A 19,903-nucleotide genomic window follows, 5' to 3' on the forward strand; every position below is an offset into this window, starting at 1 on the left:
CGCGACGCAGAGCGCGCCGGCCAGCTCGTCCGCGGCCAGCTCCCACGGAGCGCCCGGTGGCCGGGCGGCCACCACCACCGCGGCACCCAGGAGCAGCGCGTTGCGCGCCACGGCCCGGCCGGCCGGTGCGTCGCCCGACCCGCCGAAGCACGAGCACGACGCCGCGGCCTCCGGCGCCCGGCGGGCCGCGACGCGCAGGGCCACGGTGAACGTCGCGAGCACCGCCCCGGCGAGGACGGCCACCGGACGCGTCGCGGCGCCCGAGAGGAGGACGAGACCGAGCGCGAGCTCGACGAGCGCCAGGCCACGGGTCAGCGCGAAGGCGGGGACGGCGGGCGAGACGGCCTGGCGCAGGAGCACGACCATCCCGGCGGGGTCCCGCAGCTTGGCCGTCCCGGAGGCGAGGAAGACGCCGGCGAGCAGCAGCATCAGGGCCGCGGGCATGCGCCGACGATAGCGGCCGTCCGGCCGGAGCCCGGTGGTCGGGGCGGCCCCGCCCCGCGCCCGCCCCCGGTGGGCCGCGCGTGCGGTGCACCCCCGCGGCTACAGTCCCCGACGATGTCGTCGCCCGGTGATCGCTCCGGCCCCTCGTCCCCCGAGGAGCCGCCGACGCCCCCGACGGACGCCGACGCGGCGCCCGTCGCCGAGGGCCCGGACCGCCCCCCGAGCCGGTCAGGGCGCCTGTCCGCGCCCGCGCGCCCCTGGCTGATCGCCCTGGCGTTCGTCGTCCTCGGCGGCCTGGTCCTGCGCCTCTGGGGCATCCGCTGGGGCCTGCCGTACGCCTACAACCTCGACGAGCGCTCGCACTTCGTCCCGCGGGCCGTCGCGTACTTCCGCGAGTCCTCGCTGGACCCCGACTACCAGCTCAACCCCTCCGGGCTGACGCAGTGGATCGCCGCGGCGCTCTGGATCTTCAAGGGCGGCAGCGACGGCGTCGTCCGGGCGTGGAACACGGACCCCGGCGCGATCTGGACGATCGCCCGCGTCTCCTCCGCGGTGCTGTCGACCGCCGCGATCGCGCTGATGTACGCCGCGGGCTCCCGGCTCTTCGACCGGCGCGTCGGCCTGCTCTCCGCGGCGATCCTCGCCTTCGCCTTCCTGCCGGCGCACTACGGCCACCTCGCCCTGAACGACGGCCCGTCGCTGGCCGCCACGGCGCTCGCGCTGTTCGCGATCGCGGGGATCGTCCGGTACGGCCGGCGGCGCGACTACGTGCTCGCCGGCGCGGCGATCGGGCTGGGCTTCGGCGTGAAGTACAACACCGCCTTCATCGGGCTCCCGCTGCTGACCGCGGCCGCGATCCACGCGCTCGGCGTGCGGATCGGCGACCTGCGCCCCGGCGCCCGCGGCGCGTACGCCCCGGCCGAGCCGAAGGCCGTCCGCCGGGCCGCCTCCGGTGCGGCCGGCGGTGCGACCCGGGCGGACGCCACGGCGACGACCGCTGCGGACACCGACGCCCGCGACGCCGCCGCGGGCGACGGTGCGCCCGGGACGGGCCACCGGGCGACCGGCCGCCTCCCCCACTGGCGCCCCGCCGTCGTCGGCCTCGTCCTCGCGGGCGTGGTCGGCGTCGTCTGCTTCTTCCTGATGGACCCCTACGCCGTGCTGCGGCCCGGGTTCTTCCGCTCCGAGGTCGAGCACCTCTCGGACTACACGAAGGGCGGTCTGCTGCTGGGCGAGACGCAGCGCTCCGGCTACCGCTACTACGCGTGGTCGCTGACCTGGGGCTTCGGCGTCGCGCCGCTGCTCCTGTGCGTCGTCGGCGGGGTCCGCACGCTGCTGCGCGACCGCTGGCAGTTCCTGCTGCTGGTGCCCGCGCCGCTGATCTTCCTGCTCTACGTCGGCTCGCAGGGCCGGTACTTCGCCCGCTACGGCATGCCGATCTACCCGGTGCTGGCGATCCTCGCCGCCGCCGGCGCCGTCTGGCTCGGCGCGCTCGTGCTCGACCGCCTGCGGGCCTCGGGGCGGCTGCGCACCGCGCTGGCCGGCGTCGCGGTGCTGGCCGTCCTGGCCCAGGGCCTCGTCCTCGTGGTCCACAACGACGTCGTCCTCACGCGCGAGGACACGCGGTCCCAGGCGCGCGACTGGATGGTGGAGAACATCCCCGCCCGCACGACGATCGTGGTCGAGCCGATGGTCCCGCGCGAGTGGTACGCCGACGGTGCCGTGGTCAAGGACGGCTCCCGCGCCGGGTACCGCTGGGAGCGCCTGACGCGCACCGGCGCGGACAAGCGGGCGCTGATCCGGAAGTACCCGAGGCTCGAGAGCAGGATCAAGCGCTCGGCCGACTTCGCCAACTACGGCTTCACGGTCTTCCCGGGGATGCTCGACTTCTACCGCGAGAAGGGTGCCTGCTGGATCGTCTCCGGGTCGCTGCAGACCGGGCGCGTGTTCAACAACCCGGGGCGCGTCCCCGACGCGATCCGGTACTACCGCGCCCTCGAGCGCCAGTCGGACCTGGCCTTCGAGTCCCGGCCGTTCGACGGTCCGGGCTCGAAGCACTACTTCCAGTACGACATGGCCTTCAACTTCGGTCAGCTGCGCTACGAGCGCCCGGGCCCGTCGATCCGCGTCTACCGGCTGAAGGACTGCACCCCGAAGGTCGTCCCGGTGCAGCGCGACCGCACGCGCTGACCCGGAACGGCCGGGTGGTCGCGGCGGCCCGGTGACGCAGGTCGGTGCCGCGGGGCGGCACGTCGCTGCGTCGGTGGTGGACGGCGGCCCGGTGACGCAGGCTCGTGCCGTCCGGCGGCACCTTCCTGCGTCGGTCGCGCGTGCGGGCGGCGCCGCGCCGCCCGCCCATCGACCGCCGCGAGCCCCTCAGAGCCGCCGCAACCCCCTCAGAGGTAGACGGACCCGAGGAACAGCGCGACCCAGGCGATGCCGATGACCCGCAGGCCCGGGTCGCGGATCACGAGCTCCTCCGGCGCGCCGCCCTTGCCCTGGTCGACCAGGAGCGCGTAGCGCATGATCCCCATCACGAACGGCACGATCGACAGGCCCCACCAGGGGATGTCGCTGGTGCGCGGGTGCTCGAACGCCCACAGGCAGTAGGTCAGGATCGTCACCGACGCGGCCATCGTGACGACGAAGCGCAGGTACTCGACGGTGTACTGGGTGAGCGCCTTGCGGGTGGCCCCGCCCTCGCCGACGTGCAGCAGCTCGCCGTGCCGCTTGCCGGCGACCATGAACAGCGACCCGAAGCACGTGACGGCGAGGAACCACTGCGACAGCGCGATGTCGACGGCCACGCCGCCCGAGATCGCCCGCACCGCGAAGCCCGTCGCCACGACGACGATGTCGAGGATCGCCGTGTGCTTCAGGCGGAAGGTGTAGGCGATCGTCAACGCCTTGTAGGCGGTCAGGAGCAGGCCCAGCTGCCAGGAGATCGCGTAGGCGAGACCCAGGCCGAGGACCAGAAGCCCGACGACCGCGACCAGGGCGATCGGCACCGGGACGACGCCCGAGGCGATCGGCCGCTGACGCTTGGTCGGATGGGCGCGGTCCGCCTCGACGTCGCCGACGTCGTTGAGGATGTAGGTCGCGCTCGAGACGAGGCAGAACGCGACGAAGCAGAGCAGCGCCTTGAGGATGACGTCGGCGTCGCCGAGCCCCGCGCCGGCGGCCGGTGCCGCGAAGACCAGGACGTTCTTGACGTACTGCTTCGGCCGGCCGGTGCGGACGAGACCCCGCGCGATCGAGCCGACCGTCCGGGGCTCGGGCGGCGGGACGGTCTCGGGGATCGCGAGCGACGGCCCGGGATCGGCGGCGGGGTCGGGCTCGCCCGACGGCGGGGGCACGTCGGTCAGGGACCCTGGGAGTTCGCCGGACACGCGCCCCAGTCTGCCGGATCGGGGTGCGGGCCACCACGCGGTGGCGCGGCGGCGATGGCCCGGGACGCGAGACCGGCGCGCGGACCGCCCGCCGCAGGCCGTACGCTCTGCGCGGCCCATGAGCACCCCCGCGGAGACCCCGACCCCCGAGCGCACCAAGTTCCAGCAGTGGCTCGTCGACCTGCCGCTGACGCCGAACCAGATCTCGTTCGCCGGGCTGATCGGCAACCTCGTCGCCGCGGTGCTCGTCTGGCAGGAGCACTTCGTCCTCGGCGGCGTCGCGTTCATCCTCGGCTCCGTGATGGACACCCTCGACGGCCGCTACTCGCGGATGTCGGGCAAGGGCACGACCTTCGGCGCCTTCCTCGACTCGACGCTGGACCGCATCGAGGAGGGCATCGTCCTCACCGCCGTGGTGATGGTCTACGCCAAGAACGGCGACGACATCAACGCCGGCATCGCCGCCCTGGCGGCCGTCTCGTCGCTCCTGGTCTCCTACACCCGCGCCCGCGCCGAGGGCCTCGGACTCGACGGCAAGGCGGGCTTCGGCTCGCGCGCGGTCCGCGTGGTCATCCTCGCCATCGGCCTCGTCCTCGCCGAGGGCGAGCTGGTCGACGGGCTGAACCTGCTCGACGTGTCGATCTGGGTCCTCGCCGCCCTGGGCGTCTTCACGACGCTCCAGCGGATGCTGCACGTGCGCGCGCAGCTGAACGCCCCGCGCGACTGACCGCCCGGACGGGCCGATCGGCCCGCGCCGCTGACCGCGGGTCAACATCAGCGAAGATTTATGTTCCGGACCGCTCGTTGACCGCCGGTCGGCAAGGGAGCGGCCGCCGCGCGATCACGACGCCCGCGAGTCCCCAGTCGCCACCGGGGTTTCCGTGCTGACCGTCGGTCGGCAGCGACGCGCGGGGCGCAGGCCCGTCCCGCTGACCGCCGGTCGGCAAGAGCCCCCGACGGGCGCCACGCGCGACCCCACGACCGCTCCGGACCTGCAACCATCGAGGCACAGCCCTGGTGCGTCACCCGTGTGACGCACCCGCGGGGCGGGCCGGACGCACCCCTCGGGGTTGTAACCGGCCCCCGCCGCTGGGGTTCATGGCTCTGGACCTCCCGCCGGCGGGATGGCCGACCAGCCCGCGGAGCGCGACGCTCCAGGGCACCGAGCCCCATCAGCCGCCGGCCCTCAACGAGAACCTAGGACCACCGTGAGCACGAGCACCACCAACGGGACCGCCTTGTCCAACGACACCGAGCGCTACCAGCGCGACAAGGTGCGCGTCGCGATCATCGGCGTCGGCAACTGCGCCAACTCGTTCATCCAGGGCGTCGAGTTCTACAAGAACGCCGACGCCACGCAGAACGTTCCGGGCCTGATGCACGTCGACCTGGGCGGCTACCACGTCAACGACATCGAGTTCACCGCCGCGTTCGACATCAACGAGACGAAGGTCGGCAAGGACCTCTCCGAGGCCATGTGGGCCTACCCGAACGACACGATCAAGTTCGCGGACGTCCCGAAGACCGGCGTCACCGTCCACCGCGGCATGACGCACGACGGCCTGGGCAAGTACCTGAAGCAGAAGATCACGAAGGCCGAGGGCGAGACGGCCGACATCGTCAAGATCCTCAAAGACACGAAGACGGACGTCGTCGTCTCCTACCTGCCGGTCGGGTCCGAGCAGGCGACCAAGTGGTACGTCGAGCAGGTCCTCGAGGCCGGGTGCGGCTTCGTCAACTGCATCCCCGTCTTCATCGCCCGCGAGGACTACTGGGACAAGCGCTTCGAGGAGAAGGGCCTCCCGATCATCGGCGACGACATCAAGTCGCAGGTCGGCGCCACGATCGTCCACCGCTCGCTCGCCCGCCTCTTCCACGAGCGCGGCGTCGTGCTGCAGAACACCTCGCAGCTGAACGTCGGCGGCAACATGGACTTCTTCAACATGCTCGAGCGCGAGCGCCTCGAGTCCAAGAAGATCTCGAAGACCAACGCCGTGACCTCGGTCGCCGGCGTCGAGATGAAGCCCGAGAACGTGCACGTCGGCCCGTCGGACTACGTGCCGTGGCTGACGGACCGCAAGTGGGCGCACATCCGCCTCGAGGGCAAGGCCTTCGGCGAGGTGCCGCTGACGGTCGAGCTCAAGCTCGAGGTCTGGGACTCGCCGAACTCCGCCGGCGTGATCATCGACGCCGCCCGCCTCGTGAAGCTCGCGCTGAACAACGGCATCTCCGGTCAGCTCGACGGCCCGTCCTCGTACCTCATGAAGTCGCCGCACAACCAGCGGCCCGACGACATCGCGCGCCTGGACACCGACGCGTTCATCGAGGAGAACAAGGGCAAGGACGCGGGCGTCGCGCAGGCCGCCAAGGCCGCCGCCGCGCCGAGCAACTAGCTCCCTCGGCGGGCCCCGGCCACGGGACCCGCCCGTCCGGCTCCGCGCCGGGCACCGCAGGAACGACGAAGGCCCCGGAGCGCGCTCCGGGGCCTTCGTCGTCCTCGGGGCCGCGCGACAGCGGCCCGCCCGTGGGGTCCGCCCCACGGGGCGGGGCGGCTCACCCCTTCGCGGCCGCCTTCTTCGCCTTCTTCGGCGCCTTGTAGGCGATGCGCTTCCACTTGGACCTGTTGCCGGCGACGTCGACGGCGCGGACCCAGCGGGCGTTCTTCGGCTTGACCTTGAACGAGCGGGTCTTCGCCAGCTTCAGGGTCCTGGCGCCCGTCGTGCTCTGGTTCCTGGCGTACTGGATCGTGCTGACGCCCGAGCCGCTGTCGGTCGCCGCGACCTTCGCCGTGGCGGTCCTCGCCGTCGTCCTGGCGTTGATCGTCGCGGTGGTCACCGTCGGCGCGGTGGTGTCGAGCAGGATGTCGTCGGTGAACGTCTGGTTCCCGTCGATCAGCGCGCCGACGAAGCGGACGTAGACGACCCGCGCCCGGCGTTCGCTCCCGCGGGCGTCGAGCGTCCACGCGTAGGTGTCGTTCGCGGCCACGGCGACCTGGGAGGAGGTGTCGAAGGAGCCGTCGTTGCTGATGACGACCGCGGTCGCACCGAGGGGCTCGCGGATCCGCAGCGAGACCGACGCGGTGTTCGTGGCCTCGGCGCCGCCGTTGATCGTCACGCCGACCCGCGTCGACGGGGTGGCCGGCGCGGCGGTCACGGCGACGCCGTCGCTCACGGCCGTGGCGGAGCCACCGGCGTTCGTGGCGGTGACGGCGAAGCTGATCGTCCTGCCCGCGTCCGCCGCGACCAGCGCGTAGGTGGTGCCGGTGGCGCCCGTGATCGCGGCCCCGTCGCGGCGCCACTGGTACGCGTAGCCCGTCGGGGTGTTGCTGAACGACCCCTGGGTGCCGGTCAGCGTGTTGCCCACGACCGTGGTGCCCTGGATGCCGGGACGCGCGGTGTTGACGGGCGCCGCCACCGGGGTGGTCGGCGTGGTCGGTGTCGTCGGCGCGGCCGCCGGGGTGACGGCCGCGCTGGTGGCGGAGCTCGAGCCGGCGCCGTTCGTGCCCGTCACGACACAGGTGATCGGCTGGCCGGCGTCGGCCGCCACGAGGGCGTACGAGGCGCCGGTGGCGACCGGCGTCCCGCCGCGGCGCCAGGCGTAGGTGAACGAGGGGGTGCCGGTCCAGGTGCCGGGGGCGCAGGTCAGGGTCTGTCCGACCGTGGCCGTCCCGGAGATCGTCGGGACCGCCGTGTTGGTCGGCGTCTGGGTCGCCGGGCCCCCGGAGGTCCCGGTCGCGGCCGCCGTCCAGATCGTCGAGCCGAACGACGTCAGCCGCTGGACCCGCGAGTTCCCGGAGTCGGCGATGAACAGATTGCCCGCCTTGTCGGTCCCGTCCTGGCCGGCGACGTCGAACGCCTGCACGTCGGTGACGAGCCCGGGCGAGCTGCCCGAGCCCGCGAGGTAGCGGAACTGGTTCCCGTCAGAGCCGTAGAGGCGGATGCCCTGGTTCGTCGTGTCGCCCACCGCGAGCACGCCGAACTCGTCGATGAAGAGGTCCGACGGGGTGTAGTCGTAGCTCCGCAGCGCGTCCGGGCCGACGCCGAGGTCGGTCGGGGCGTACGACGCGACGGCCCTCGCGTCGGGCAGGGCGACGTACACGGCCCGCGTGTTCGTGGGGCCCGTGAGATACCGCGGGGACGCGATCCGCCCGGGGCGGGAGGTCGTCGTCGCGGTCTGCGTCACCGCGAGCGTCGACGGGTTGAGCTTCAGGACCTGGTTCGCGCACGGGTGGGCGACGTAGATCGCGACCGGGTCCGTGGAGGCGGCGCCGTCGACACGGACGTCGATGCCGCCGTACTTCGTGGCGTCGGGGGTCCCGTTCGTGCAGGCCGGCAGCTGCGTCCCGCGGACGAACTGCCCGCCCCGCGTGAACTCCTGGACGCGACGGTTGGTGTCCAGGACCCAGACGTGACCGTCGGCGCCCGCGGCGACCGCGACGCCGACCGCTCCGCCGAGCTGCCCCTCACCCGTGCCGGGCGAGCCCCAGGACGACAGCGCCGTCGTCGACCCGTCGACCGCGATGCGCTGGATGCCGCCCGTCAGCGGGTAGCCGACGTACGAGGTGCCGTCGGAGCCGGTGCCGATCGCCGATGGCCCGACCGCCAGGGCCGCGGGAGCGGCGAGCAGCAGGCCGAGGAGGGCCAGTGGGACGGCGAGGAGTCGTCGTGACATCGGGGGGTCCTTGATCGGGGGTTCCGGCCCGATCGAGGGTGCCTGACCGGGGTAGGGGCACGCCGCTTGCGCCGCGCGCCTGCCGACCTTACGACGTACCCGTTGCGCCAAGCAACGACGCACCGGGGTGAGATCCACGTCGCCCGGGGTGATCGCGGAACGTCAGCCCCCGACCGGCGATCGGGGCGGCCTCCCCCGGGCCCGCTCCTCCGCGTCGAGCCCCGGGCCGTGCCCCGGCGGCCGGCCGAGGTGCTGCGCCGAACCTGCCCCGGCGACCGGCCTGCGCGCGCCGCCGACCGCGCCCCGGCGGCCGGCGTGGGCGCGCCCTCGGCTACTTGCCGCCGACGTGGTAGAGGTAGAGCCCGCCGCGCGAGCAGGAGAACGCGAGGTAGTTGTACCGCGTGCTCACCCCGACGTCGGTGACGTCGCCCTGACCTGCCGGGCACTGCCCCTGGGGCACGTCGTACCCGCCGGTCTTGCCCGAGTCGAGCACCTGCACGATGAGGCAGGCGTTGGGCCCGTTGCCGAACGCGGTCGCGCTGCCGCCGCCGTTGATCGAGGTCGACGTCGCGGTGCGCCCGACGGCCTTCAGGCCCTTGGCCGACCGCGAGGCGATGATGCCGAACTTGTAGGCCGTCCCCCCGCGGTGGAACGAGACCGCCCGCACGAGCCCCTGCTGGCGCCCGCCACCCGGGAACCCGCCGTCGGCCTGCGGGTCGCTGCCCTCGGTGACCTTCTTGCGCTTGCCCTTGGCGGTGATCGTGTAGATGGAGCCGTTCTGGCCGTAGGCCGCCTGGGCACCGTTCAGCGTCGTGGTCGGCGTGTTGAAGCCCGAGCCCGAGGCGAGCTTCTTGGCCTTGCCGCCCTTGACCACGAAGATGCCCTTGTCGGTCGTGACGTAGAGGACCTTCGAGTCGCCGGAGATACCGACGCCCGTCGCCGTCTCGGGGACGTTCAGGCGCTTGATCCCGCCGCCCCCGGCGTTCGCGACGTAGGCGGAGACGCCGGTCGGGTTGCCGCCCGGCAGGTTCGTCGCCTTCGAGAGGAACGCCATCTTGGACGGGCCCTTGGCCGCGTCGCCCTTCCCGGTGAAGCCCGACATCGACGGATGCCAGGAGTCGCCGTTGGCCGGGCCGCCCGTGCCGGCGGAGATCACCGTCGTGCCGCCCCGGAGCCACGGCCCGCCGTCGTTGGCGATCTGCCCGATGCGGGTCGAGACGAGGACGTTCTTGATGCCGGGCTGCGTGCCCGCGACGTTCGTGCCGGTGGACACGAACGCCAGGCGCTTGTTCTTGCGCCCGTCGAGCGAGAACTCGGGCTCGGTGATCTCGCCGCTCCCGGCGATCGTCTGCAGGTTCTGGCCGTACTTGCCGACCCACCCGTCGCTGACGTAGTTCGTCGCGCAGGACCCCGCGCGGGTGGTGGCCTGCTCGCCGGTCGCGGCGGAGGATGACGCGGCGGTGACGCCGGAGACGGTGATGAGCGCCCCGGCGCCCACCGTGGCGGCCGCGACGCCGAGGCGGCGACCGAGGCCTGAAGTGCTGTGTGCCGACATGCGCACGAGGGTAACGGCCTTCGCGGTTCCGTGCGCCAATTCTGCCCTCCCACCATCGGGGGAGCCTTGGGGCACCGATCGGCGTAGGCGCCTCGCCTGCGGTGACGACGCGCTCCCCGCCGGGCGACGACCGCGCCGGGAGACCGCGCCCGCGTCGCGTCCCCGGTCGGCCGCGGCCCCGTCGTGCACCGCCCGCGCGAGCGGTGCACGACGCGACCCCTGGCCTATGCTCCGGGGGTGTCCGCAGCCGAATCGCTGGCGATCGCCCAGGTCACGCCGTACCCGCTGGAGGCCGACCACCCGGTCACCGCGCACGTCCTGCGCCTGGCGGACGAGCTCAGCGCGCTCGGCCACCGCGTCGTCGTCCTGACCGCGTCGCGGGACCACGCCCGCGTCGCCGAGACCCGACGCCGGCTGAAGTCGGAGGCCGCGCTGCTCCTGCCCGAGGCCGGGGCGGATCCCGTCGTCCTCACGGTGGGCGAGGCGCTCCCCGCCATCCCCGGCGTCGATCGTGCGCCCGCCCTGGCGGTCGACGCCGCGCGGACCGTCGACGACGCCCTCTCGCAGATCCCCTTCGACCTCGTCCACGTCCACGAGCCGTTCGGCCCGTCGGTCTGCAGCGCCGCGCTGCGGCACAGCCGGGCGCTGAACGTCGGCACCTTCCACCTCCCCGCCGAGCGCTTCATCGCGGGGATGGGCGCGGGGGCCTCGGGCTCCGGGGGCGGCAGCGACCTGCTCCGCAAGCGCTCCGGCCGGCTGCTCGGGCGGCTCGACGACCGGCTGGCGACGAGTGCCGCGACCGCCGCGCTCGTCGCCCGCTCGTTCCCGATCGGCCGCGGCTACGCCCCGCGCGTCCCCCCGCCCCCCTACGCCGGCCTGGCCGCCGACGAGGTCCCCGACGGCGTCGCGCTCCCGGGCACGAGCGCCCCGGACGACGCGGAGGGCCACGACCCGGCGGACCGCGACGCGCCGGGTGCGCCCGGTACCGACGCCCCGGCGGCCGCCCCGTCGACCGCCCTCGCGGCCCGACGCCCCGTCCACATCGTGCTGCCGCTGGACGAGGAGCGTGCCGCGCGCCGCACGGCGATGCGGGCCCTCCGTCGCCTGGGAACCGACCTGGACTGGCGCGCCACCGTGGTCGTGGCCGACGACGACGTCGTGCCCGTCGGCGCCGGCAACCTCGGGGCCGGCGTCCGGGACCGCGTCGCGTTCGTGCCCTCCCCCGTCCTGCCCGCGGACGCCGACGTCGTGGTCCTGGCGTCCTCGGGGACCCGGCCCGCGCCCCACGTCCTCGTCGAGGCGCTCCAGAACGGCACGGTGCCGGTGGCCAGCCGGATCGACGTCCACGACGAGCTGACCGACGGCGGCGTGCGCGGCCCGCTGTTCGAGCCCGGCGACGTCGACGTGCTCGTGCAGCAGCTCGAGCGGCTGATCGAGCGCCCCGAGGCGCTGGCGCGGTTCCGCGACGCGGCCCGCGAGGACCCGCTGACGGAGCCGGACTGGGACGCCTACACCGCGTGGGTGGTCGACCGCTACGACGCGCTCCTCGCCCGCCGTCACGACCGCGGCCGCTTCGACCCCGCCGTCGTCGCCCGGCTCCGCGAGCGGCCGCTGATCGACGTCGACCTGCACATGCACACGGACCACTCCGGCGACTGCGCCACGCCGGTCGAGGTGCTGCTGGACGCCGCGCGCAAACAGGGCCTCGGCGCGATCGCCGTGACGGACCACAACGAGGTCTCCGGCGCCCACGAGGCCGCCCTGAAGGCCGCGGAGTACGGCGTGAAGATCATCATCGGCGAGGAGGTCAAGACCGCCGACCAGGGCGAGGTCATCGGCCTCTTCATCGACGAGAAGATCCCCAAGGGCGTGACCCTGCAGGAGGCGATCGCCGACATCCGGCGGCAGGGTGGCCTGGTCTACGTGCCGCACCCGTTCGACCGCATGCACTCCGTGCCCGACTACGAGCACATGCTCGACATCGTCCACGAGATCGACGCGGTCGAGGTCTTCAACCCGCGCGTGGCGATCGCCTCGTTCAACGAGGAGGCCGCCCGGTTCGCCGCGAAGTACCGGATGGTCGCCGGCGCGGGATCCGACAGCCACGTCGCCCAGGGCCTGGGGTCGGTGCGCCTGCGGATGCGCGACTTCGACGGGCCCGAGGAGTTCCTCGCCTCGCTCGCCGACGCGGAGATCCGCACGAAGTCCGGGACGCTCGTCTACGTCCAGGCGCTGAAGTTCCTCGAGACCGTCGCCACCCCGGCGCCGGCCCGGCGGCTGGTCCGCGAGCGGCGCGTGCGCCGCGCCACGCGCGGCTGACCGGGTGCGGAGACGCCCGCCTCCGCCGTGGGCGCTGACCGCGCTGGCGGCGCTCGTCTACGCGCTGTCCGCCCCGCCGACGACCGACCTCGCCGCCCAGTCCCACCGGGTGGCCGTCGCCCGCGACGGCGTCTGGCTGTTCGACCTCTCCTGGTTCGGCGGCCACCACCTGCCCGGCTACAGCGTGCTGATGCCGCTCCTGGGCCTGGTGCTGGGGCCGGCCGTGATCACGGCGCTGGCGGCGGTCGCGGCGGCGTGGGCCTTCGACCGGCTCGCGAGGTCGACCTGGCCGGGCCGCGGCGGCACCGTCGCCGCCTGGTGGTTCGCCGCGGGCGTCGGCGGGCTGCAGTTCACGGGCCGGACGACCTTCGTCCTGGGGACCGCGGTGGCGCTCGGGACGCTCCTCGTCGCGCGTCGGCGGGCGGACGCGGGCGCCGGAACGCCGACGGACGCGGCCGCCGGCGGCTGGCACGATCCGGCGCCGCCGGACCTCACCTCGCACCGAGCCACCTCGACCCGCCGCGCCGTCGTCGGCGCGATCGGGGCCGCCCTCACCGCGCTGGCCAGCCCCGTCGCAGCGCTGTTCCTGGCGATGGTCGCCGGCGCGTGGTGGCTCGGAGGCCTGCGCCGGAGCGGCGGCGACGGACGGGACCCGATCGTCCCCCTGGTCGTCGCGGTCGCCGCGCTGGGCGCCGCGGCCGTCCTCTCCGCCGCCTTCCCGACCGGCGGTTCCGAGCCGTTCGTCGCCTCGGCGCTGTGGCCGGCGGTCGTGGTGCTCGCGGTCGTGCTCGTCGTCCTGCCTCGCGAGCACCGGACCCTGCGCATCGGGGTGGCGCTGTACCTCGTCGGCGTGCTGCTGGCGGGGGCGCTGCCCACGCCGATGGGCGGCAACGCCACGCGCCTGGCCGCGCTGGCCGGCGGGCCGGTGGTCGCCGCCGCGCTCTGGGGTCGTCGCCCGCTCGCCCTCGCGCTCCTGGCCCTGCCGCTGCTGTGGTGGCAGTGGTACCCGCCGGTCCGCGACGCGACCCAGGCCTGGGGCGACCGCAGCGCCCGCGCGTCCTATTGGGCGCCCGTGCAGGCCGACCTCGCCCGGCGGGTCGCCGCGTCGCCGGGCCGCGTCGAGGTCGTCCCGACCGCCCGTCGCGGCGAGGCGCGCTGGATCACCCCGGCGGTCCCGCTCGCGCGCGGATGGATCCGGCAGCTCGACCGCGACCGGTCGCCGCTCTTCTACGACGACCTGGACGGCCCGCCGACCGCGAGGTCCTACGGCGCATGGCTGCGCGACGAGGCCGTCTCGTGGGTGGTCCTGACCGACGCGACGCTCGACGGCGCGTCGGAGGACGAGGCCGCGCTCCTGCGGGGCGGGCGCGTGCCGGGGCTCGTCCGCGCCGGGGGCGGCCCGCACTGGACCGTGTGGCGCGTGGTCCGCCCGACGGCCCTGGCGACCTGGGCCGCCGGGGACGCCGGCGACGCCGGGGCGGGGGCCGTCGGAGCACCGCGCGTCGTCCGGACCGGCCCCGGATCCATGACCGTCGACGTTCCCCGATCGGGTCTCGTGGACCTGCGGATCCGGTGGAGCCCGTACCTGCGCGCCAGGGGCGGGGACGCGTGCCTGACCCGCGGCCGGGGCGGCTGGACGCTCATGCGGGTCGCGGGACGCGATACGGTTGCGGTGGACGCCGCACCCGCGGCGCCGTGGCGCCGACCCGGCCCGGAGGACTGCGAGCCGTAGTCCCCGCGGAGGGATCCGTCGCCCGCGACCGGTCCCGCCAGATGCCAGCCTTCCTCACCCGCCCCCGCCGACTGCTGCCCAACGGGCCGATCGACGCGGTCCTCCAGCTGCTCGTCGTGGTCGTGGCGTACACGCTGTACCAGAACACCCGAGGGCTGATCAACGACCAGCTCGGCGCGAGCCAGGCGTTCGCCAACGCGGACTGGATCGTCTCGACGGAGCGCCTCCTGCACCTCGACATGGAGGGCGGCATCCAGTCGTTCGCGCGCAGCGTGCCGTACCTCTCCGACGCGTCGAGCCTGATGTACCTGAACGCCCAGTTCTCGGTGACGTTCGGGGCGATGATCTACATCTACCTCCGCCACAACGAGGCGTTCGGGTTCGTCCGCAACATGTTCATCGGTGCGTGGGCGCTGGCGCTCGTCGGCTACGTCCTGCTGCCGACGGCCCCGCCGCGCCTGGTGCCGGGCCTGGGCATCCACGACGCGGTCGCCGAGATGACGAAGGTCGACCCGGCGGACCAGACCTCGACGGTCTCCAAGCTCTTCAACCCGTACGCCGCGGTGCCGTCGATGCACGTCGGCTTCTCGCTGATGATCGGCATCCCGCTCGCGAAGCTCTCCAAGCACCGCGCCACGAAGGTCTTCTGGGGGCTCTATCCCCTCGTGGTCCTGTTCGTCGTGATGGCCACGGGCAACCACTTCTTCCTCGACGGCGTCTTCGGCGCGCTGGCGGTCGGGATCTCCGCCCTGGTCGCCCGCCGGCTCGGACAGCTGCGCCCCCACGCCTGGAAGTTCGGCACCCGCCGGCCGGTGCCGGAGGGCGCGGCCTCCTAGACGGGCCCGCGGGGCCCGCGGGCCGGTCCTCCGGGGCCGGGGCGCGGGCCAGGATCCTGCGCGCGATCCGCCGCCCGCCCGCGAACTCCTCCCCCGCGCGGCGTGCAGCACGACTTGCTGCATCCGGCAACGGGCGCTGCAACCGCGAGGACGCCGCGCCGCCGCGGGCAATCACCACGCCAGATGCCCGTGACCGACGACGAGATCCACGACAAGTACCTCGAGCGTGCGATCCTCGAGATCAACGCTCTCAACCACGACGTGCAGGACGCGCGTCCCGACGACGCGTCGGTGGCGGTGGTGGGCTCCGGTCATCCACAGGCCGACGTCCTGCTGCTGAAGCACCACGCCTCACGCGAGGAGATCGAGGAGGGCGTCGCGTTCTACGGCCGCTCCGGCGCGGCGGTGCTCAAGAGCTTCGGCCGCCTCGGCGTCGACCCGATGACGGTCTACGGCACGCTCTGCGACAAGTGGCCGAGCACCGACAGGGCGACCGACGCGCCGCAGGTCCTGCCCGCCGCGGCCTCGACGTTCCTGGCGGAGGAGATCGCGATCGTCCAGCCGCGGATGATCGTCGTGATGGGTGCCGACGCGCTCGAGGTCCTGAACGGCCTGGACCTGCCGATGACCGAGACCGTCCGCGACCAGCCCGGCGCGATCCAGCGGTTCACGCCGGCGTGCGAGGTGCTCGTGACCCCGGCGGTCGACGACGCGCTGGACGAGCTCGGCGCCAAGCAGGCGTTCTGGACGGCCTTCCGGGAGCTCGGCCAGTGGCACGACTCGCTGCCCCCGTACTAGCGGTCCTCGGCGCCCTCGCGGCGCTGCTGCTGCTGGCACCCGCGCTGCCCGAGCTCCAGCCGCCTCCGCGGGCGGCGCTCGTGGCGGCGGTGCCCCCGCTGGCCCTGATCGGGGCGCTCGCCTACGTCCTCGGTCCGCTCACGCGGATCCCCGTCGCGCTGGCGGCCCTGGCCGCGGCCGGCCTGCTGGCGACCGCCGCCGCGGCCGCGCTCGGGGCCCACGGCGCGGGCACCCTGCCCGAGACGCTGCTGGCGATCGCCCTGGGTCTGCTCTTCGCCCGCGTCTTCGACCTGGGCGCGTTCGTCCTCGGGCTGCCGCTCGTCATCGGCGTCGTCGACCTGGTCACGACCCTGCCCGCGGCGACGACCAAGACGTGGCCGATGCCCGTCTCCGCCGGCGACCCGCTGCTGCTCGAGCTGCCGTCGTGGAGCGCGCAGACCGCCGCCGGCGAGATCTCGATCGCCACGGTCCTCTTCCTCGCCGCCCTGCAGGGCTACGCGGTGCGCGAGCGCCTGCGGCCGGCCGGCGCGGCGGTCGGCATGACCGTCGGCCTGCTGCTGGCCTACCTGCTGGAGTGGCGCACCGATCGCGCGATGCCGTTCACGGCCTTCGTCGCCGGCGGCTTCCTCATCGCCTGCTCCGACGCGCTGCCCCGGTGGCTCCGAGGCGGCGGCATCGAACGGGGCTGACGGGCGGCGACGGACCGTGGGACGGGCCGACCAGCCGCGGCCCGCGACGCCGGCGCCCGACCGGTGCGGGCCGTCGAGCGCCCGCGCGCCCGCCGACCGTCAGTTGAAGGTCAGGACGATCTTGCCGAGCTTGCCGCCGCCGGTGAAGTGGTCGTACGCGGCCGCGGCGTCGTCGAGCGGGTAGGACGCCGCGACGGGGACCGTGATCGCGCCCCGGGCGACGAGCGGCAGGACCTCGCGCTCGATGCGCCGGGCGGCGGCGGCCTTCTCCTCGAGCGGGCGGGCACGGAGGGTCGAGGCCATGATCCGGCCGCGGGCGCTCATCAGGCCGAACAGGTTCACCTCGCCCTTCGCCCCGCCGCCGACGCCGATCACGACGATGCGGCCGCCCGTGGCCAGGCGGCGGACGTTCACGCCCAGGTTGGGGGCGCCCACGAGCTCGAGGACCACGTCGAACGGCCGGGCGTCGTGCTCCTGCGACTCGAGGAGCTCCGGGAAGACGACCTCGTCCGCACCGAGCGCCGCGACGCGGTTGTGCAGCTCCTGGTTGCGCACGGACGCCGTGACGTGGGCCCCCATCGCGTGCCCGAGCTGCACCCCGGCGGTGCCGACACCGCCGGCCGCGCCGTGGACGAGCAGGCGCTCACCCGGACGCAGCCCGGCCTGGGTGATGATCGCGTCGTGCGCGGTCGTGAAGACCTCCGAGAACCCACCGACCTGTGCCCAGTCCAGCCCGTGCGGCGCCGGGGTGATCTGGCGCTCGTGCACCTTCAGCAGCTCGGCCTGGCCGCCGCCGCCCGTGATGCCGGTGACGCGATCCCCGACCGCGAAGCGCTCCGCGGCGGGACCGAGCCCGACGACCTCGCCGGCGAACTCGAGGCCCGGGATGTCCTGGGGGTGGCCGGGCGGAGCGGGGTACTTCCCCGAGCGCTGCAGCACGTCGGCCCCGTTGAGCCCGGCCGCGCGGACGCGGACGAGGACCTCGCCGGGTCCGGGCTCGGGGTCGGGGTGCTCGGCGACGACGATCCCGCCGTCCTTGATCGTGGCGGCACGCATGGGACGCACGCTACCCGTCGGCGCGCGGGGGCCCGCGACGGAGGGAACGGACGCCCCGGACGTGGCGCGCCGCCGCTCGGTCCGACGTCCTTGCATGCTGCAACTCCGCTAGCCTGCACCGCGCATGGCCCCCAAGCGCCCCAGCGACCCGATCGACCACCTCCAGCTCGAGCTGGCGATCCTGGCCCGGCGCACCGAGCGGGTGCGCGTCGCCTCGCTCGACGTCGCGCGGTCGCCGCTGGACCGGTCGGGCTACCTGCTGCTCGCGCTGCTCGAGAGCCGCGGCGAGCAGACGATGAGCCAGCTGGCGCTGGCCTTCGACCTCGACGCCTCGACCGTGACCCGGCAGATCGCCCCGCTCGAGCGTCGCGGGTTCGTCGACCGGACGCGCTCGACCGAGGACCGCCGGGCGACGATCGTGGCGATCACCGACGCGGGCCGCAAGGAGCGCGAGCACGTGCGCCAAGCCCGCATCGAGTACCTCACGGGCCGCCTCTCGGACTGGGCCCCGGACGACGTCGCCACCCTCGCCGAGCTGATGGACCGGTTCAACCAGACGCTGGCCACGGCGAGCGGTGCGGACGGCTCGGCGCTCGAGACCCAGCAGCCGTAGGCAGGGCGGGACCGACCGGGGGATCGGCCCCCCGCCGCATCCCCGCCCGCCGCATCCCCGCCTGCGACGTCTCCGCCCGGCGCGTCCCGGGCACCCGGGGCGCGGGCCCGCCCCCTCAGGCCACGCGGTCGAGCACGGCGACGCACTCCACGTGGGGCGTCTGCGGGAACATGTCGACCGGGCGGACCTTGCGCAGCACGTAGCCGCCCTCGACGATCCGCTGGGCGTCGGGCGCCAGCGTCGTCGGGTTGCAGGAGACGTAGACGATCCGCTTCGGCGCGGCCTCGACGATCCGGCGGCAGACGCGCGGGCCGAGGCCGGCGCGGGGCGGATCGACGATCAGGACGTCCGGGCGGCCGGCCAGCTCGATCGCGTCGGGCAGACCGGTGCGGGCGTCCGAGGCGAGGAACTTGGCGTTGCGGATGTCGTTCAGGGCCGCGTTGGTCGCCGCGTCCTGGATCGACTCCTCGACGATCTCGACGCCGATGATCTCGCCGGCGTGCGAGGCGAGGGTCAGGCCGAGCGAGCCCGAGCCGCAGTAGAGGTCGAACACGCGCTCCCAGCCCTCGAGGCCGGCGTACTCGGCCGCGAGCTCGTAGAGGCGCTCGGCCATCACGGTGTTCGTCTGGAAGAAGCCCTCGGGCGAGATGCGCAGGCGCAGGCCGCGGATCTCCTCGTGGATGTACGCCCCGCCGGTGACGACGTCGGTGTCGCCGCCGTAGGTCGTCTCGCCGACCTGGGTCATCTGGGTCCAGAGCACGCCGGTGGGCGCCACGCTCATCGCCTCGTTCAGGTGCGTCGCCAGGCCCGCCACGTCGAACTCGCCGACGGACGTGACGATGCGGACCTGCAGCTCGCCCGTGCGCGTGCCCTCGCGGACGACGAGGTTGCGCAGGAGGCCCTGGTGGAGCTTGCGGTCGTACGCCGAGAGGCCCTGCTCCACGCACCAGGCGTGGACGAGGTTGCGGGCCTCGTTGCCGATCTCGGACGCCAGCAGGCAGTCGTCGATGTGGACGATGTCCTGCCACGAGCCCGCGGCGTGGAAGCCGAGCTTCAGGTTGCCCTCGCCGTCCTCGCCGAAGGAGTACTCGAGCTTGTTGCGGTAGCGCCACTGCTCGACGGACGGGACGATCGGCTCGATCTCGACGTCGGTGTGGCCGCCCAGGCGGCGCAGCGCGTCCTCGACCTGCCCGGCCTTGATCTCGAGCTGGCGCTCGTAGGGGAGCACCTGCCACGGCGCGCCGGGGTGGTCGGCGACGGCCGGGATGCGCTCCTCGGACGGCACGAGCAGCTCGTCGATGACGGCCTCGCCGTAGTCCTTCTTGCGCTTGGTGATCGTGCCGCGCACGACGTCGCCCGGGATGCCGCCGCGGACGAAGACGACCCAGCCGCCCTCGGTCCGCGCGATGCCGTTGCCGCCGTGGGCGAGCGTCTCGACCTTCAGCTCGAGCTGCTCGCCGCGGTGCGGGCGCGGCGGACGCTGCCGCTTGGGCTTCGTCACGCCGCCGTTCTCGCGCATCTCCTCGCGGGGGTCGACGGCGGGAGCACCGGCGGCCGTCGCGTCGGCGACGTCGTCGGGCGCCCCGGAGGCGTCGTCCACGCCGGCGTCGCCCTCGACGGTCGCGACGGCGGCCTCGTCGACCGTGCCGGTCTCCGGGGAGGACGTCGGTCCGGCCGGGCCGGCCTCGTCCGGGGCGGGGGACTCCGACGGGGCGTCCGCGGCGGCGGGGTCGTGGCGGGGCGTCTCGTCGGGCATCGATCAAGGGTCGCACGAACGCGCGCGGGCGGCCCGGAGCCGACG

General features: G+C 74.3%; 15 protein-coding genes. 9 read left to right on the forward strand and 6 right to left on the reverse strand.

Annotated elements, in window-relative coordinates; all coding sequences use genetic code 11:
• Window positions 1-444 (reverse strand): MauE/DoxX family redox-associated membrane protein (locus Q7T67_RS04080; protein ID WP_304786266.1); only part of this gene is annotated, 444 nt, incomplete at its 3' end.
• A gap of 114 nt (window positions 445-558) precedes the next feature.
• Here Q7T67_RS04080 and Q7T67_RS04085 point away from each other — a divergent pair.
• On the forward strand, window positions 559-2,634 hold the full coding sequence (locus Q7T67_RS04085) for a glycosyltransferase family 39 protein (RefSeq protein WP_304786268.1): 2,076 nt from the start codon (window positions 559-561) through the stop codon (window positions 2,632-2,634).
• Between the two features lie 206 nt (window positions 2,635-2,840).
• Here the strand turns inward: Q7T67_RS04085 and Q7T67_RS04090 are convergent, their stop codons facing one another.
• A complete protein-coding gene (locus Q7T67_RS04090) occupies window positions 2,841-3,833 on the reverse strand; it encodes a decaprenyl-phosphate phosphoribosyltransferase (protein WP_304786270.1) in 993 nt (330 codons plus the stop codon).
• Between the two features lie 118 nt (window positions 3,834-3,951).
• Here Q7T67_RS04090 and Q7T67_RS04095 point away from each other — a divergent pair, with 118 nt between their 5' ends.
• The gene (locus Q7T67_RS04095) at window positions 3,952-4,560 is read left to right on the forward strand and encodes a CDP-alcohol phosphatidyltransferase family protein (RefSeq protein WP_304786272.1); all 609 of its coding nucleotides are present in this window, start codon (window positions 3,952-3,954) and stop codon (window positions 4,558-4,560) included.
• 511 nt (window positions 4,561-5,071) lie between these two features.
• Window positions 5,072-6,226 (forward strand): inositol-3-phosphate synthase, encoded by a 1,155-nt coding sequence (locus Q7T67_RS04100; RefSeq protein ID WP_370695358.1) that lies wholly within the window; start codon window positions 5,072-5,074, stop codon window positions 6,224-6,226.
• Between the two features lie 160 nt (window positions 6,227-6,386).
• Here Q7T67_RS04100 and Q7T67_RS04105 read toward each other — a convergent pair whose 3' ends face one another.
• Together Q7T67_RS04105 and Q7T67_RS04110 are read right to left on the reverse strand one after the other, a co-directional pair.
• Entirely contained in the window at window positions 6,387-8,504 is a 2,118-nt protein-coding gene (locus tag Q7T67_RS04105; protein ID WP_304786276.1) for a hypothetical protein, read from the reverse strand.
• 331 nt (window positions 8,505-8,835) lie between these two features.
• Complete coding sequence (locus tag Q7T67_RS04110) at window positions 8,836-10,059, reverse strand: hypothetical protein (protein WP_304786278.1); 1,224 nt, start codon at window positions 10,057-10,059, stop codon at window positions 8,836-8,838.
• A 237-nt stretch (window positions 10,060-10,296) separates the two neighbouring features.
• Between Q7T67_RS04110 and Q7T67_RS04115 the strand changes: the two genes are divergently transcribed.
• The 5 genes from Q7T67_RS04115 (at window position 10,297) to Q7T67_RS04135 (ending at window position 16,433) form a co-directional block, all read left to right on the forward strand.
• On the forward strand, window positions 10,297-12,378 hold the full coding sequence (locus Q7T67_RS04115; protein WP_304786280.1) for a PHP domain-containing protein: 2,082 nt from the start codon (window positions 10,297-10,299) through the stop codon (window positions 12,376-12,378).
• A gap of 4 nt (window positions 12,379-12,382) precedes the next feature.
• Window positions 12,383-14,110, forward strand: coding sequence for a hypothetical protein (locus Q7T67_RS04120; RefSeq protein WP_304786282.1), 1,728 nt, complete (start codon window positions 12,383-12,385; stop codon window positions 14,108-14,110).
• Window positions 14,111-14,151: 41 nt separating this feature from the next.
• A complete protein-coding gene (locus Q7T67_RS04125) occupies window positions 14,152-14,946 on the forward strand; it encodes a phosphatase PAP2 family protein (RefSeq protein ID WP_304786284.1) in 795 nt (264 codons plus the stop codon).
• A gap of 183 nt (window positions 14,947-15,129) precedes the next feature.
• Window positions 15,130-15,744 (forward strand): uracil-DNA glycosylase family protein, encoded by a 615-nt coding sequence (locus Q7T67_RS04130; RefSeq protein ID WP_304786286.1) that lies wholly within the window; start codon window positions 15,130-15,132, stop codon window positions 15,742-15,744.
• Window positions 15,717-16,433: a hypothetical protein gene (locus Q7T67_RS04135; RefSeq protein WP_304786288.1), complete on the forward strand. Its 717-nt coding sequence runs from the start codon at window positions 15,717-15,719 to the stop codon at window positions 16,431-16,433. Before Q7T67_RS04130 ends, Q7T67_RS04135 begins: the two co-directional genes overlap by 28 nt.
• Window positions 16,434-16,532: 99 nt before the next feature.
• On the opposite strand, the gene Q7T67_RS04140 is transcribed toward Q7T67_RS04135, so the two are convergent.
• Entirely contained in the window at window positions 16,533-17,489 is a 957-nt protein-coding gene (locus Q7T67_RS04140; RefSeq protein WP_304786290.1) for a zinc-binding dehydrogenase, read from the reverse strand.
• Between the two features lie 124 nt (window positions 17,490-17,613).
• Between Q7T67_RS04140 and Q7T67_RS04145 the strand changes: the two genes are divergently transcribed.
• Complete coding sequence (locus tag Q7T67_RS04145) at window positions 17,614-18,102, forward strand: MarR family winged helix-turn-helix transcriptional regulator (protein WP_304786292.1); 489 nt, start codon at window positions 17,614-17,616, stop codon at window positions 18,100-18,102.
• A gap of 115 nt (window positions 18,103-18,217) precedes the next feature.
• Here Q7T67_RS04145 and rlmD read toward each other — a convergent pair whose 3' ends face one another.
• Window positions 18,218-19,858, reverse strand: a complete 1,641-nt coding sequence (rlmD, locus tag Q7T67_RS04150) for a 23S rRNA (uracil(1939)-C(5))-methyltransferase RlmD (RefSeq protein WP_304786294.1) — start codon at window positions 19,856-19,858, stop codon at window positions 18,218-18,220.
• Window positions 19,859-19,903: the final 45 nt, after the last annotated feature.

Source organism: Patulibacter sp. (assembly GCF_030655195.1).
Lineage (GTDB): Bacteria > Actinomycetota > Thermoleophilia > Solirubrobacterales > Solirubrobacteraceae > Patulibacter.

What these genes read in the sequence shown, in the direction of transcription:
- Q7T67_RS04085 (WP_304786268.1), top strand. Translation starts at nt 559, where the DNA reads ATGTCGTCGCCCGGTGATCGCTCCGGCCCCTCGTCCCCCGAGGAGCCG.
- Q7T67_RS04095 (WP_304786272.1), top strand. Translation starts at nt 3,952, where the DNA reads ATGAGCACCCCCGCGGAGACCCCGACCCCCGAGCGCACCAAGTTCCAG.
- Q7T67_RS04105 (WP_304786276.1), bottom strand. Translation starts at nt 8,504, where the DNA reads ATGTCACGACGACTCCTCGCCGTCCCACTGGCCCTCCTCGGCCTGCTG.
- Q7T67_RS04110 (WP_304786278.1), bottom strand. Translation starts at nt 10,059, where the DNA reads ATGTCGGCACACAGCACTTCAGGCCTCGGTCGCCGCCTCGGCGTCGCG.
- Q7T67_RS04125 (WP_304786284.1), top strand. Translation starts at nt 14,152, where the DNA reads ATGCCAGCCTTCCTCACCCGCCCCCGCCGACTGCTGCCCAACGGGCCG.
- Q7T67_RS04130 (WP_304786286.1), top strand. Translation starts at nt 15,130, where the DNA reads ATGCCCGTGACCGACGACGAGATCCACGACAAGTACCTCGAGCGTGCG.
- Q7T67_RS04140 (WP_304786290.1), bottom strand. Translation starts at nt 17,489, where the DNA reads ATGCGTGCCGCCACGATCAAGGACGGCGGGATCGTCGTCGCCGAGCAC.
- Q7T67_RS04145 (WP_304786292.1), top strand. Translation starts at nt 17,614, where the DNA reads ATGGCCCCCAAGCGCCCCAGCGACCCGATCGACCACCTCCAGCTCGAG.
- rlmD (WP_304786294.1), bottom strand. Translation starts at nt 19,858, where the DNA reads ATGCCCGACGAGACGCCCCGCCACGACCCCGCCGCCGCGGACGCCCCG.